This window comes from Streptomyces drozdowiczii (genome assembly GCF_026167665.1).
GTDB classification, from domain to species: Bacteria; Actinomycetota; Actinomycetes; order Streptomycetales; family Streptomycetaceae; genus Streptomyces; species Streptomyces drozdowiczii_A.
Window position 1 is genome coordinate 3831283 of record NZ_CP098740.1, and the last position, 14382, is coordinate 3845664.

Sequence of the window (14382 nt, forward strand, 5' to 3'; positions counted from 1 at the left end):
CCCGTATACAAAGGGAGTTCGGGCCTGGATCCGGCGCCCCATAACGCGGTGCGATGGGGCGGACGGGATCTCCTGAAGCTGACGTGTACGCGGCTACCTTGGCGGCGATTCCCCCGAAACGCTTCCCCCGCCCCGAGCAATTCCCCGAAGCGATTCCTCCGAAGCGATTCCCCTGAAGTCAAGGAGAGTTCCGTGGAGAGACCCATGCTCCGCAAGCGCGCTCTGGCCGCCTGTACCGCCACCGTGGCCGTCGGCGCACTCGCCCTCGCCGGTCTGACCGGCACCGCGTCCGCCGACCCCGCCGCCGGCACCCCCGCCCCCGCCGCCGGCACCCCCGCCCCCGCCGCCGGCTCCGCCCACCTCTCGCCCGGTCTGCTGAAAGCCATGCAGCGGGACCTCGGGCTCACCGCCGCCGAGGCCCGTGACCGCATAGCCGGCGAGTCGCGCGCCGCCGCGCTCACCGCAGGGCTGCGGTATTCGCTCGGCAACCGGTTCGCCGGTGCCCGGGTCAGCGGTGACGACGCGGACCTGACCGTCGCCACCACCGACGCCGCGGACGCCGCCCGCATCACGAAGGCCGGTGCCCGCGCCGAGGTCGTCGACCACAGCCTCGCCGAACTCGACGCCGCCAAGGCGGCCCTGGACGCGGTCGCGCTGCGCACCGCACCGAAGGACGTGACCGCCTGGTACGTCGACGTCCGCAGCAACCGCGTCGTCGTCCAGGCCGGGAAGGCGTCCGCCGCCGACGCGTTCCTCGCGAAGGCCGGCGTCTCCCGCGAGCTGGTGACGGTCGCCCGGTCCACCGAGCGGCCCCGCACCTTCACGGACCTGCGCGGCGGCGACGCGTACTACATGAACGGCTCGGGCCGCTGCTCCATCGGCTTCCCCGTGAAGCGCGGCACCCAGGGCGGCTTCGTCAGCGCCGGGCACTGCGGCACCCCGGGCGTCTCCACCAGCGGCTACAACCAGCAGGCCCAGGGCTCCTTCCAGGGCTCCACCTTCCCCGGCCGCGACTACTCCTGGGTCGCCACCAACACCAACTGGACCCCGCGCCCGCTGGTCAACGGCTACGGCAACGGCGACGTGACGGTCACCGGCTCCACCGAGGCGATCGAGGGCTCGTCCGTCTGCCGCTCCGGCTCCACCACCGGCTGGCACTGCGGCACCGTCCAGCAGCGCAACAGCAGCGTCACCTACCAGGAAGGCACCGTCTCCGGGGTGACCCGGACCAACGTCTGCGCCGAACCGGGCGACTCCGGCGGCTCGTTCATCTCCGGCAGCCAGGCCCAGGGCGTCACCTCCGGCGGCACCGGCAACTGCTCGCAGGGCGGGGTGACCTACTTCCAGCCGCTGAACCCGGCGCTCCAGGCGTACGGGCTGACCCTGGTCACCAACGGCTCCACCACCCCGCCGGACCCGACCGACCCGCCGACCGACCCGGGCGGCACCTGGGCGGCCGGCACCACCTACGCGGCCGGTGACGTGGTGACGTACGGCTCGGCGCGCTACCGCTGCCTCCAGGGCCACCAGGCCCAGCCCGGCTGGACCCCGCCGAACGTGCCGGCCCTCTGGCAGGCCGTGTAGCACCGGGAAACCCCCGCCCCTCAGGCGATCGAGGAACGGGCCCGGGGCGACCGGCACCGCCCCGGGCCCCCGCACCGCGTGCGTGCCCCTTCCCCCACCACCCCGAGGAGTCCGTCAACCATGCCCCCGCATCCCCCGCATCCCCGCATCCCCGAGAGCAACGAGAGCTACGAGAGCTACGAGAACAACGAGCCCTCCGCCGAAGCCGCCGGCGGCCCCGCGATCAGCCGCAAGTCCCTCCTCAGGGCGGCGCTCGTGGCCACCGCTGTACCGCTGTTGGCGGGCGGCGGGGTGGCACTGGCGCGCGACACCGGTGCGAGCGGCGCCCCGCTCGCCCCCACCCCGGACTGCGACGACGGCGACGAGCCGACGCACGACCAGATCGAGGGCCCGTACTACAAGCCCAACTCCCCGCTCCGCACCAGCCTGGTGACCTCGTCGACGCCCGGCGTCCCGCTCACCGTCAGCGGCTACGTCTTCGGGCGCGAGTGCCGCCCGATCCCCGGCGTGCTGCTCGACTTCTGGCAGGCCGACACCAACGGCGCGTACGACATGAGCGGATTCAACTTCCGCGGCCACCAGTTCACCGACCGGAACGGCGCGTTCACACTCATCACGATCGTGCCCGGCCTCTACCCCGGCCGCACCCGGCACATCCATGTGAAGGCCCAGGCCCCCGGCACGGGCATCCTCACCACCCAGCTGTACTTCCCGGGCGAGCCGCGCAACAGCACCGACATGCTGTACGACGCGGCGCTGCTGATGAACGTCCGGACGGTCGGCTCCGGCAAGCAGGGCACCTTCGACTTCGTCCTCGACGTCGCCCAGGACCCCACGGACCCGACCGATCCGCCCACCGACCCCACCGACCCGCCGACCACCCCGGGCGGCACCTGGGCGGCCGGGACGGCCTACACCGCGGGAGACCGCGTCACATACGGCGGGGCCGCCTACCGCTGTCTGCAGGCTCACACCGCCCTGACCGGCTGGGAGCCGCCGAATGTCCCCGCGTTGTGGGAACGCGGGTAGACACGCAGACCTGCGGAGGGCGGTCGTAACCGCCGCGCCACGCGCCCCGGGCTCTCTCCCCGGGGCGCGTACGGCGCACGGCCCGGGCCGGAGGGGGTTCGGTCCCGGGCCGTTTCATCTCACGCCGCGCCGGAGCAGCGCTCCGCTGTCATTTCGCGTCCGAGTAGCGCTGCACCACCGCCGTGGTGAACGGGAAGCGCACCGGTGTCTCCCCGAAGGCCGTCCGGCCGGCCACCCCGGCTGCCTCCCGGAGCGCCGCCACGACCGCGTCCGTCTCCGCCAGCGGGCAGTGCACGATCACCTCGTCGTGCTGGAAGAAGACCAGCTCGGCCCGGAGCCCGGCGGCGGCGATCGCCCGGCGCAGCGCCGCCAGGAGCAGCAGCGCCCACTCCGCCGCGCTCCCCTGCACCACGAAGTTCCGCGTGAACCGGCCGCGCGCCCGCGCGTCCGACGAGGCGTAACCGGGCGTGAAATCCCCGCGCTCGCCGTCCGCCTCCTGCGGGATGCCCGCCTCCCCGTCCTCCCCGTGCCCGGCCGCCGGCGGACTGGTCCGGCCCAGCCAGGTGCGTACGAGACGGCCCTCCTCGCCCGCCTTCGCGGCGTCGTCCACATAGGCGACCGCACGCGGGAACCTGCGGCGCAGGGCCGCCAGATTCTTCAGGCCGTCCCCGGACGTCTGCCCGTAGACGGCACCGAGCAGCGCGATCTTGGCGTGGTCCCGGTCGCCGTGGAAGGCGCGGTCGGACAGCGCGGTGTAGAGGTCGCCCTCGTGACCCGCGACCTCCATCAGGCCCGGGTCGCGGGAGATCGCGGCCAGCACCCGCGGCTCCATCTGCGCGGCGTCCGCGACGACCAGGCGCCACCCCTCGTCCGCGACGACGGCCCGCCGGATCACCTTGGGGATCTGGAGCGCCCCGCCGCCGTTGGTCGTCCAGCGCCCGGTGACGGTGCCGCCCGGCTGGTACTCGGGGCGGAAGCGGCCGTCGCGCACCCAGTCCTGGAGCCAGCTCCAGCCGTGCGCGGTCCAGATCCGGTACAGCTTCTTGTACTGGACGAGCGGAGCGACCGCCGGGTGGTCCAGGGACTCCAGCTCCCAGCGGCGCGTCGAGCGGACCTTGATCCCGGCCTGCGCGAACGCCCGCACCACGTCGGCTGGCAGATCCGGGCGCACCCGGCGCCCGAAGGCGGCGGACACCTCGTCGGCCAGCTCGGCGAGGCGGCGGGGCTCGCCCCCGCCCGCGTACCGCTCGCCGAGCAGTTCGCGCAGCACCTCGCGGTGGACGTCGGCCCGCCAGGGCAGGCCCGCCCGGTTCATCTCGGCGGCGACCAGCATCCCCGCCGACTCGGCGGCCGTCAGCAGCCGCATCCGGTCCGGCCGGTCCGCCGCGTCGTGGCGCGCGAGCTGCGCCGCGTACACCTCGGTCAGCGCCTCGAACGGCAGCTCCGGGCCCGAGGGCGGATCGAACAGGGAGGACTGGGAGCCGGGCTCCGCCGACCGGGGCGGCGGATCGGGCGGCACCGGGCCGCCGCGCAGCCGGGCGAGCGCGGCGGCGGCCGAGCGGGGCTCGCCGAGCCGGCCCTCGTGCCCGAGGAGCAGGGACTCGGCGGCCTCCACGTCGTAGGCCCGCTCGACCCGCACCCCGGCGGCCAGCAGCCGGGGGTAGACCTCGGCCGTCGAGCGCCACACCCAGCGGGCCACGTCCGGCCGGGAGCGGACCGCCCGCGCGAGGTCCGGCTCGGTCAGGACCGGGCCCGCCGGGTGGCCGGCGCGGTCCAGCGGGGCGAGGCGCGCGCCCCCGCCCTCCGTGACGGCCAGCGCCCAGCGTTCGGTCATACGGCCGAGTCTGGCACCCGGCACTGACAGCGGCCGGGAGCCGATACTCTCGTGCGCGCGTTCGATATCCACAGCCTGTGGACAGTGGGCCGCCTACCCTGACCTCATGGAATCGGTGATCGACCAGGCGTTCGCGGCCGCCCTCTACACGGAGGGCGACGCCGGTCTCGACACCGGCGCCTCGCTGCTCGCCGCCGCCCCGAAGGCCGACGCGGAGCTGATGCGCCGGGGCGAGGAGTTCGTCCGCCGGGCCTGGCAGCGCGGCTGGCTCCCCGCCGACGTCGTCCGCCTCGTCCGCCGCGACCTGGACGAGCACGCGGCGGGCCTGGCCGCCGGGCTCATCGTCTCCGAGGTCCGCCGCTACGACGAGTTGCCGCCGCGCTGGCGGTCCCAGCTGGACGAGCTGCCCGCCGCACCGCCCGCGAACAGGCCCGACCGGTTCTCGTACGCCTCCGCGCTCCTCGCCCTCTACCGGCTGCTGCTCGCCCTCCCGGCCATCGAGCCCGTCGGGCCCCCGCCGGGCTCGGCGCGCGAGGCCCTGACCCGGCCGCCCGCCGCCGGTGAACCCCGCATGCTGACCCGGATCCGCGCCCTGCTCGCGAAGGCGGAGGCGACCGGCTACCCGAAGGAGGCCGAGGCGCTGACCACCAAGGCGCAGGAGCTGATGGCCCGGCACAGCATCGACGAGGCCCTGCTCGCCGCCCGTACCCACGGCGACCGCACCCCCGGCGCCTGCCGGATCGGCGTGGACGCCCCGTACGAGACGGCCAAGGCGATCCTGCTCGACGCGGTGGCCTCGGCGAACCGCTGCCGGGCCGTGTGGAACAGCGACCTGGGCTTCACCACGGTCGTCGGCTTCGAGGCCGACCTGGAGGCCGTGGAACTGCTCCACACCTCGCTGCTCGTCCAGGGCACGGCCGCGATGACCCGCGCGGAGGCGGGCCAGCGGGCCGGCGGACGTAAGCGGACCAAGACGTTCCGGCAGTCCTTCCTGATGGCCTACGCCCAGCGCCTGGGCAGCCGTCTCGCCGACGGCACCGCCCGCGCCACGGCCGAGGCGGAGAGCGACACGGCCGCCGACACCGCACTGCTCCCCGTCCTCGCCGCCCGCGACCTCGCGGTCACCGAGACCGCCGAGCAGATGTTCCCCCGCACCACGACCACCCGGGTCAGGGGCGCGACGGACCTGGACGGCTGGACGCACGGCACGGAGGCGGCGGACCGCGCCCGAATGGGCGGGGAGGCGCCGGGTATCCGGGGCTGAGTGACCGCCGACGAGACCCCGCTCGCGAACAACTCGGGCAAAACGGCGATTCCGGTTAGGCTCGGCACATGAGCTGGCTCCGGGCGCTGAAGGAGACCGCCCGCTCCGGCCTGAAGATCGAGCGGCGCCGCCTCGAACCGCTGATCGCGGTGCGCGGCGCGGCCGGGCTCGCCCTGGTCATCGGAGTGAGCCTCGCGCTCTTCGGGCCCGTGGTCGCCGCCAGCTCCGCGTTCGGCGCCTTCCAGGCCGCCATCGCCACCTTCCAGCGCAGCTGGCGCCCGCGCCCCGTGCTCGCCCTGGTCTCCGGCATCAGCCTCGGCCTGACCACCTTCCTGGGCTATGTGACCGGCACCCATCTCCTGCTCTTCGTGGTCCTCCTGGTGATCTGGACCTTCCTCGCCGGGCTGGCCTGGGCGGCGGGCCCGACCGGCGGGATCATCGCCGCGTCCAACGTCGCGATCATGCTCGTCACCATCACCCTGCCGACCTCCGTCGCCCAGGCGGGCCTGCACGGCGCGATGATCATGTTCGGCGGGGTCGTCCAGGCGGCGCTGATCGTGCTCTTCCCGATCCGCAGATGGGGCGCCCAGCGCGACGCGCTCGCCGACGCGCTCGCCGCCGAGGCCGACTACGCGCGGAGGCTGCGCCACGACCCGGTCGCCCACTTCGACCCGGTGCCCCTGATGCTCGCCCGCCGGGCCGCCGCCGTCACCGTCCGCGAGGCCCGCCGCCGCCCCGCCGAACTGCACGGCTCACGCGGGGTCGCCGAACGCATCCGGCCGGTCCTGGCCTCCCTCGCCGACCCGGCCATGGGCGTGCCCGCCGAGGGCCCCGAGCGCGACCGCGTCCGCGAGCTGCTGGCCGCCGCCGGATCGCTGCTCGACGCGGCCGCCCGGGCGATCCGCAAGGGCGACCCGGTCAAGCTGCCCGCCCCGGCCGTCGCCGCGCTGAAGACCCCCGACACCGGGGCCCTGCTCACCGGCCCCCGCTGCGCGCCGCCGACCGGCTCGCCGCCCTGCTCTCCGACGTCATCGAGGCCGCCGAGGGCGACGGCACCAGGGAGGAGCGGGCCGGGGCCGAGGAGGCCGCCGACGCCATCAAGGAGAGCCGGCTGCCCGCCGAGCACCACCCGCGCCCCGGACTGCTGCGCCTCGTGCCGGTCGTCGTCGGGGCGATGCGGCGCGAGGTCCACCACGGCTCCCCGATCCTGCGGCACGCGATCCGGCTCGCCACCGTCGCCGCGGTCGGCTACCTCCTGGGCCGCCTGCTGCCGCTCGGACACGGCTACTGGGCGCCCCTGGCGGCGGTGATGGTGATGCGGCCGGAGTTCTCGCAGACCTACTCCCGCGCGGTCGCCCGGTTCGGCGGCACGCTCGTCGGCGTCTCCCTCGCCTCCGCCATCGTCGAGGCCGCGCACCCGGGCACCGGACCGCTCGCCGCCCTCGCCGTGGTCTGCGCCCTGCTGATGTACCTGCTGATGCGGACCGGCTACGCGGTCGCCCAGGCGTGCGTCGGCGCGTATGTCGTCTTCCTGCTCGGCATGGCCGGCGACGACCTGGGCCAGACGGTGTTCGAGCGGGTGCTCCTCACCCTGGGCGGCGGGCTCCTGGCGATGATCTCGTACGCCGTCTACCCGGCCTGGGAGACCCCGCGCCTGCGGACCCGGCTCGGCGACTGGCTGAAGGCGGCCGGGCGGTACGCGGCGGCGGTCGTCGACCAGTACGCGGACCCGGCCGAACGCGGCCAGGGCGATGTGCGGCACGCCCTGCTCGCCACCCGGGAGGCCCGGGTCGCCTGGCAGGAGGCGGTGGCGACGGCCCGGCACGAACCGGTGCGCCACCGGGGCCTCTCGCACGCCGCCGCCGACGCCACCCAGCACTCCCTGGCCCAGCTCGGCCGGGTCGCGATGCTCCTGGAGGCCCACATCCCGCGCAGCGCGGCCGCGCCCGTGCCGGGGGCCGCCGAGCTGGCCGACGCGCTGCGCCGGACCACGGACCGGGGCGCCAAGGCGGTGCGGGAGCGGCGGGTGCCGGACTGGACGCCGGTGCGGGAGGCGCTGGAGCGCTGGGAGGCGGCGGAGGGCGGAGCGCCGCCCTCCGCCGGGGCCGAACTCGTACGCAACAACGTGGCCCTGGTCCTCGACGTGCTGGAGGACTTCTCGCGGGGCCTGACCTCGTGACCCCGCGACGTCACGGCGTCACGGCGTCGGCAGGTCCGACATGCCGGGGAGGTCGGGGATCTTCTCCAGTGCGTCCGCGTCGGTCTTCTCCAGCGTGTCCTTCTTTCCGCTGCCCCACGCGATGACGACGGTCTTGCCGTCGTTGGACTCGACCTCCCCCGTGACCCGGGCGGTGTCGCCGTCGGCGCACTTCAGCTCCAGGGCCGGCTTGCCCTCGCCCGACACGGTGCCCGAGCAGACATGGGAACCGGCGACGACGAACGCCTTCCCGGCGGCGACGGACAGCACCACCGCATCGCCGTCGCTCTGGCCCGCCCAGGCGCCCTCCAGCCCCTTCGCGTCCCCGGCGGACGCGTCGTCGGAGCCGCCGTCCGTACCGGAGGACGCGTCGCTCCCGCCGGCCGTGGGGCTCGCGCTGGACCCGGGGTCCTTGCCCGAGTCGCCCTTGTCGCCGTCGCTTCCGCAACCGGTGAGCGCCAGCGCGGTCAGCAGACCCGTGGCGAGGACTGCGCCGGTACGTGCGATTTTGTACATGTGGAATTCCCCTGGAAGACGAATGGCCATCCAAGCTACCAGTGGGTCGCAAGCGGTGCGGAGAAGTCAACTCCCGGAATCGGGAGCCGGAGAGACCGCGCATACGTCTCTCTCGGCGGAAGCTGTAATCGCGGCGACACCCCGCGTGCATGTGCATCCGCCCGTGCATCCGCTCATGCATCAGGAATTGAACACAGCTATGATCCGGGACAGTTGACACTTGCACCTTGCAACTCGGGGAGCGTCCTGTGCACCACGTGTACAACGGCATGGCGGCCACAGAGCTTCGCGGAGTCGTCTGGCAGAAGAGCAGACACAGCAACTCCCAGGGTTCCTGCGTGGAGTTCGCGAAACTGCCCGACGGAGATGTGGCGATGCGCAATTCGCGCCATCCCGACGGGCCGGCGCTGGTCTACACACCCGCCGAGATAGAGGCGCTGCTCCTCGGCGTGAAGGACGGCGAGTTCGACCACCTGGTGGGCTGACGGCCCCGTACACCACAGAGGGCCGAACCCCGCCGGAAACCAGCGGTGTTCGGCCCTCGGGCGGTGTGCCACGCGGTGCGCCGGCCGGACGCGCCGCCCCCGTCACACCGGGTCGGTCAGTCTGAACAGCGCCCAGACGACCTTGCCTCGGGAAGCCGCCGTGCCCGGCGCGCTCTCGGCGGTCAGTACGGGGGAGGGGTGCCAGCCCCAGCAGTCGCTGAAGGACTCCACCAGGAACAGCCCCCGCCCCGACTCGGCGGAGTCCGCCGCCTCGGAGGCGACCGGGCTCGCCTGGCTCGGGTCGCGCACCGCGCACACCAGCCGCGAGGTCCAGCGCATCAGGTGCAGCCGTACGGGCGGCTCCTGGGGCTCACGCGGGGCGTCGGCCGGCAGGGCGTGCCGCAGGGCATTGGTGACCAGCTCGGACACGACGAGCGCGACGTCGTCGAAGCGCTCGGTCAGTCCCCATCCCCCTAGGGTGGTCCGGGTGAACCGTCGTGCGCCGCCCACCGCCTCGTAGTGCGGCGGCAGGGTGCAGGTGGCCGACCCGGAGACGGCCGAGGGGTCGATGGGAGGAAGCCCCTGCCGTAACGGCTCGAGCATCGTCGATCCATTCGTCCCCATGCGAGGCACTCCCGGGAATCGCGGCTGGACCGGTACTCCGTACCGGCGACAGCGGCACAACACGAACGAGAACGCAGGTGCGCGGGCTCCATGGTTCCGAATGCGCACAGCAGATGCAAGGGCAGATGCACGTGCACGCGCCTGACCTGTCCGACCCCGTCCGGTTCTTGCTCATTTCTTCCCCGTCCCGGTTTCGCCGCCTTGCCAAGCTCTTCCCATTTCCGTAATCGAATGAGTACGGGGCGAAGCGTTTTGATGGCAGAATCCGGCTCTTGGGGTTCAGGGGGAGCCCCGATGCCAGGAAGCGATGGGGAGGGTTGGACCAGTGGCGGCAGGCGAGTCGAGTGGGTCCGTGGTGCGGCGCATCCTGCTGGGCTCTCAGCTCAGGAGACTGCGTGACTCGCGAGGCATCACGCGCGAGGCGGCCGGCTACTCGATCCGGGCCTCCGAATCGAAGATCAGCCGCATGGAGTTGGGACGGGTGAGCTTCAAGGCCAGGGACGTCGAGGATCTGCTCACGCTCTACGGCGTCACGGACGAGGCGGAGCGCGACTCCCTCCTCGCCCTGGCCCGTGAGGCCAATGTGGCGGGCTGGTGGCACAGTTACGGGGACGTACTGCCCGGCTGGTTCCAGACGTACGTCGGTCTGGAGGGGGCGGCCTCGCTCATCCGCATCTACGAAGTCCAGTTCGTGCACGGGCTGTTGCAGACCGAGGACTACGCCCACGCGGTTGTCTCCCGGGGCATGCGCGGCGCGCCCCCCGCCGAGATCGAGCGCCGCGTCGCACTCCGCCTCGAACGGCAGAAGGTCCTCGTCTCCGAACGGGCGCCCCGCTTCCACGCCGTGCTGGACGAGGCGGCGCTGCGCCGCCCGTACGGCGGACGTGAAGTGATGCGGGCGCAATTGCGGCATCTGATCGATATGTCGGAACAGCCGAACATCACGCTCCAGGTGATGCCGTTCAGTTTCGGCGGGCATTCCGGCGAGAGCGGATCCTTCACCATGCTGCGATTCCCGGAATCCGATCTGTCGGACATCGTGTATTTGGAGCAGCTGACAAGTGCGCTCTATTTGGACAAGGACGAGGAAGTCGCCCAGTACGAAAAGGCGATGACGCGGCTCCACGAGGAGTGCCCGGACCCGGAGGAGAGTCGTGACCTGCTCCGAGGACTTCTCCAACTCTCCTGAATTTTCAGTACGATGGCGCTCCCGCGGGAGTCTGCACCTGAGTTAAGGGATCGCATGTCCTTCTTCCAAGAGCTGGCCGGCCAGTACATCGACGGTGAATGGCGGACGGGCACCGGCTCCTGGGACATCATCGATTTCAATCCCTACAACGGCGAGAAGCTCGCCGCGATCACCATCGCCACCGCAGCCGAGGTCGACCGCGCCTACCGCGCCGCCGAGCGCGCGCAGGGCGAGTGGGCGGCGGCGAGCCCGTACCGCCGCCGGGACGTCCTGGAGCGCGCGCTGCGCGTCACCGAGGAACTGGCCGACGAGATCACCGAAGCGATCATCGACGAGCTGGGCGGCACCCGCACCAAGGCCGCGTACGAGCTGAGCCTCACCCAGGAGTTCCTGCGCGAGGCCGCCCGGCAGGCGCTCTCGCCGGAGGGCCGCATCCTGCCCTCCGCCGCGGACGGCCGGGAGAACCTGCTCTACCGGCTGCCGGTCGGGGTCGTCGGCGTCATCAGCCCCTTCAACTTCCCGCTCCTGGTGACGATGAAGTCGGTCGCACCGGCCCTCGCCCTCGGCAACGCGGTCGTCGTCAAGGCCAACCAGAACTCGCCCGTCGTCGGCGGCGGCCTCGTCGCGCGGATCTTCGAGGAGGCCGGGCTGCCGGCCGGGCTGCTCAACGTGGTCGTCACCGACATAGCCGAGATAGGCGACGCGTTCATCGAGCACCCCGTGCCCCAGGTGATCTCCTTCGCCGGTTCGGACCGGGTCGGCCGCCATGTCGCCGCCACCGCGGGCGCCCTCTTCAAGCGGACCGTCCTCGAACTCAGCGGCAACAGCGCCTTGGTGGTGCTGGACGACGCGGACATCGACTACGCGGTCGACGCCGCCGTCTTCAGCCGCTTCATCTACTCCGGCCAGGTCTGCATGGCCGCCAACCGCATCCTGGTGGACCGCCCGGTGGCCGCCGAGTTCACCGAGAAGTTCTGCGCCCGCGTCGCCGCCCTGAAGACCGGCGACCCGCGCGAGCCGGAGACCAGCATCGGCCCGGTCATCAACACCTTCCACGCCGACTCGCTGGCCGCCCTGGTCGACCAGGCGATCGCCGAGGGCGCCGAGGCGCCGGTGCGCGGACGGGTGCGCGGCAATCTGGTCGAGCCGACCGTGCTCACCGGCCTGCCCGACGGCTCCCCCCTCCTCCACCAGGAGATCTTCGGCCCGGTCGCGCTGCTGGTGCCGTTCGACGGCGAGGACGAGGCGGTCCGGATCGTCAACGACAGCCCCTACGGCCTCAGCGGCGCCGTGCACACCGCGCGCACCGGGCGGGGCGTGCGCTTCGCCCAGCGCATCCGCAGCGGGATGTTCCACGTCAACGACTCCACCGTGCACGACGACCCGGGCATCGCGTTCGGCGGCGAGAAGGACTCCGGTCTGGGCCGGATGAACGGGGACGCGGCGGTGGACGCGTTCACCACCCAGAAGTGGATCTCCGTCCAGCACGGCCGCAGCGTCTTCCCCTTCTGACCTCGCCCTACACCGCCCGCTACGCTGGTCGACGGTTGACCAGAGAGGTGGAGGGCATGTCCGCGATCCGGCTGCTGGTCCTCGGCGCCGTACGCCAGCACGGCCGGGCCCACGGCTACCAGGTCCGCAACGACCTGGAGTACTGGGGCGCCCATGAGTGGTCCAACGCCAAGCCCGGCTCCGTCTACCACGCGCTGAAACAGCTCGCGAAGCAGGACATGCTCCTCGCCCACGAGGTGGCCCCGAGCACCGCGGGCGGACCGCCGCGCATCGAGTACGAGATCACGGAGCGCGGCACCGAGGAGTACTTCGCCCTGCTGCGCGCCTCGCTCACCTCGTACGACCAGCGGATGGACGTCCTCTCGGCGGGCATCGGCTTCGTCGTCGACCTGGAACGCGGCGAGGCCGTGGCCCTGCTCCGCGAGCGTCTGCAGAACCTCGCGTCCTGGCGCGCCGCCGTCACCGAGCACTATCTCCCCGAGGGCGGCCCGGAACAGCTGGGCCACATCGGCGAGGTCATGAACTTCTGGGTGCACTCGGCGGACGCGGGCGCGGAGTGGACCCGCGGCCTGATCGCCCGCATCGAGGCCGGCGCCTACGTCTTCGCGGGCGAGGGGGCCCCCTTCGTCGGCGTACTCGCGGAGGGCGAGGAGAACCCGTACGCGACCGGGTAGTTCAGTGGTGGAAGGAGGTCGCCGCGTTCTCGTCCCGGGTCAGCGGGTGCGGCTGGGCGCGGAGTTCGGGCATCAGGAGGCGCAGGTCCTCCAGGAGCAGTTCCGCCAGGTCCGAGGAGAAGCCGTTGCGGCACACGATGCGGAGTACGGACAGGTCCTCCCGGTCGGCGGGGAAGGTGTACGCGGGCACCAGCCAGCCGCGTTCGCGCAGTCGCCGTGACACGTCGAAGACGTCGTACGCCGTCACCTCCGGCTTGGTGGTGAGCGCGAAGACGGGCAGCTGGTCGCCCCGGGTGAGCAGCCGGAAGTCGCCCAGCTCCTCGATCTTCGCGGCCAGGCCGGTCGCCACGTCCCGGGCCGCCTGCTGCACGGCCCGGTAGCCGTCCCGGCCCAGCCTCAGGAAGGTGTAGTACTGCGCGACGACCTGGGCGCCGGGCCGGGAGAAGTTCAGCGCGAAGGTGGGCATGTCGCCGCCCAGGTAGTTCACCCGGAAGACCAGCTCCTCGGGCAGCTCGGCGGGCGAGCGCCACAACGCCCAGCCGACGCCCGGGTAGACCAGTCCGTACTTGTGGCCGGAGGTGTTGATGGAGGAGACCCGGGGAAGCCGGAAGTCCCAGACCAGGTCCGGGTCGAGGAACGGCGCGACCATGGCGCCGGAGGCCCCGTCGACGTGGACGGGGATGTCGAGGCCGGTGCGCTCCTGGAGATCGTCCAGGGCCGCGCACAGCTCCGCGATCGGCTCGTAGCTGCCGTCGAAGGTGGAGCCGAGGACGCCGACGACGCCGATGGTGTTCTCGTCGCACAGCTCCACGGCGGCCCGCGGGTCGAGGTGGAAGCGGTCGCCCTCCATGGGGACGAGGCGCGGCTCGACCTCCCAGAACGTGCAGAACTTCTCCCAGCACACCTGCACGTTCACCCCCATCACGAGGTTGGGCTTGGCGCTCGCCGGGTAGCGGTCGGCGTTCTTGGCCGTCCAGCGGCGTTTGAGCGCCATCGCGGCGAGCATGCACGCCTCGCTGGACCCGGTCGTGGAACAGCCGACGGTCGCCGAGGGTCGGGGGCGTGCCAGAGGTCGGCGAGCATCGCCACACAGCGCCGCTCCAGCTCGGCGGTGCGCGGGTACTCGTCCTTGTCGATCATGTTCTTGTCGCGGCACTCGCCCATCAGCACCCCGGCCTGCGGCTCCATCCAGGTGGTGACGAAGGTGGCGAGGTTGAGCCGCGAGTTGCCGTCCAGCATCAGCTCGTCGTGGACGAGCCCGTACGCGGTGTGGGGCGGCAGCGGTCCGTCCGGCATCCGGTGCCGGGGCGGCGCCGCCTCCATTCCGGCGACCGGGTCGGCGACCCCGTAGAACGGATTGAGCGCCAGCTTGCGCTGCTCGGCCGACGGTTCGCCCTCGTGCGCGGAGCCCCGGTGGAGCGGCATCACGGACCTGCCCTTCTCGGCTCGCGCCCGCGAGACCGGACGCATCCGA

10 protein-coding genes and 2 pseudogenes are annotated in these 14382 nt (G+C 72.8%); 8 read left to right on the forward strand and 4 right to left on the reverse strand.

The genetic code is table 11. The features are described 5' to 3' along the window. Positions 1-204: 204 nt before the first annotated feature. Both NEH16_RS17430 and NEH16_RS17435 read left to right on the forward strand, forming a co-directional pair. Positions 205-1584 (forward strand): alpha-lytic protease prodomain-containing protein, encoded by a 1380-nt coding sequence (locus NEH16_RS17430; RefSeq protein ID WP_265547233.1) that lies wholly within the window; start codon positions 205-207, stop codon positions 1582-1584. Between the two features lie 120 nt (positions 1585-1704). After that, on the forward strand, positions 1705-2613 hold the full coding sequence (locus tag NEH16_RS17435) for a carbohydrate-binding protein (RefSeq protein WP_265543499.1): 909 nt from the start codon (positions 1705-1707) through the stop codon (positions 2611-2613). A gap of 148 nt (positions 2614-2761) precedes the next feature. Here the strand turns inward: NEH16_RS17435 and NEH16_RS17440 are convergent, their stop codons facing one another. Further along, positions 2762-4447, reverse strand: coding sequence for a bifunctional 3'-5' exonuclease/DNA polymerase (locus NEH16_RS17440; RefSeq protein ID WP_265543501.1), 1686 nt, complete (start codon positions 4445-4447; stop codon positions 2762-2764). A 106-nt stretch (positions 4448-4553) separates the two neighbouring features. On the opposite strand from NEH16_RS17440, the gene NEH16_RS17445 reads away from it, so the two are divergent. After that, positions 4554-5711, forward strand: a complete 1158-nt coding sequence (locus tag NEH16_RS17445; RefSeq protein WP_265543504.1) for a DUF2786 domain-containing protein — start codon at positions 4554-4556, stop codon at positions 5709-5711. A 68-nt stretch (positions 5712-5779) separates the two neighbouring features. Continuing rightward, a pseudogene (locus NEH16_RS17450) lies at positions 5780-7890 on the forward strand (FUSC family protein). 18 nt (positions 7891-7908) lie between these two features. Here the strand turns inward: NEH16_RS17450 and NEH16_RS17455 are convergent. Further along, positions 7909-8424 (reverse strand): hypothetical protein, encoded by a 516-nt coding sequence (locus NEH16_RS17455; RefSeq protein WP_265543506.1) that lies wholly within the window; start codon positions 8422-8424, stop codon positions 7909-7911. A 248-nt stretch (positions 8425-8672) separates the two neighbouring features. On the opposite strand from NEH16_RS17455, the gene NEH16_RS17460 reads away from it, so the two are divergent. Beyond that, positions 8673-8909 (forward strand): DUF397 domain-containing protein, encoded by a 237-nt coding sequence (locus tag NEH16_RS17460; protein WP_018102227.1) that lies wholly within the window; start codon positions 8673-8675, stop codon positions 8907-8909. Between the two features lie 102 nt (positions 8910-9011). On the opposite strand, the gene NEH16_RS17465 is transcribed toward NEH16_RS17460, so the two are convergent. Further along, on the reverse strand, positions 9012-9512 hold the full coding sequence (locus tag NEH16_RS17465) for an ATP-binding protein (protein WP_073966360.1): 501 nt from the start codon (positions 9510-9512) through the stop codon (positions 9012-9014). Between the two features lie 328 nt (positions 9513-9840). Between NEH16_RS17465 and NEH16_RS17470 the strand changes: the two genes are divergently transcribed. Genes NEH16_RS17470 through NEH16_RS17480 form a run of 3 tightly spaced genes read left to right on the forward strand, consistent with a single transcriptional unit; the run spans position 9841 to position 12908 of the window. Then, on the forward strand, positions 9841-10722 hold the full coding sequence (locus tag NEH16_RS17470; protein ID WP_073966359.1) for a helix-turn-helix domain-containing protein: 882 nt from the start codon (positions 9841-9843) through the stop codon (positions 10720-10722). 54 nt (positions 10723-10776) lie between these two features. Next, complete coding sequence (locus NEH16_RS17475; RefSeq protein ID WP_265543509.1) at positions 10777-12234, forward strand: aldehyde dehydrogenase family protein; 1458 nt, start codon at positions 10777-10779, stop codon at positions 12232-12234. A 56-nt stretch (positions 12235-12290) separates the two neighbouring features. Beyond that, a complete protein-coding gene (locus NEH16_RS17480; protein WP_265543511.1) occupies positions 12291-12908 on the forward strand; it encodes a PadR family transcriptional regulator in 618 nt (205 codons plus the stop codon). Position 12909: 1 nt separating this feature from the next. On the opposite strand, the pseudogene NEH16_RS17485 reads toward NEH16_RS17480, so the two are convergent. Then, positions 12910-14333, reverse strand: a pseudogene (locus NEH16_RS17485) (glutamate decarboxylase). Between the last annotated feature and the right edge of the window lie 49 nt (positions 14334-14382).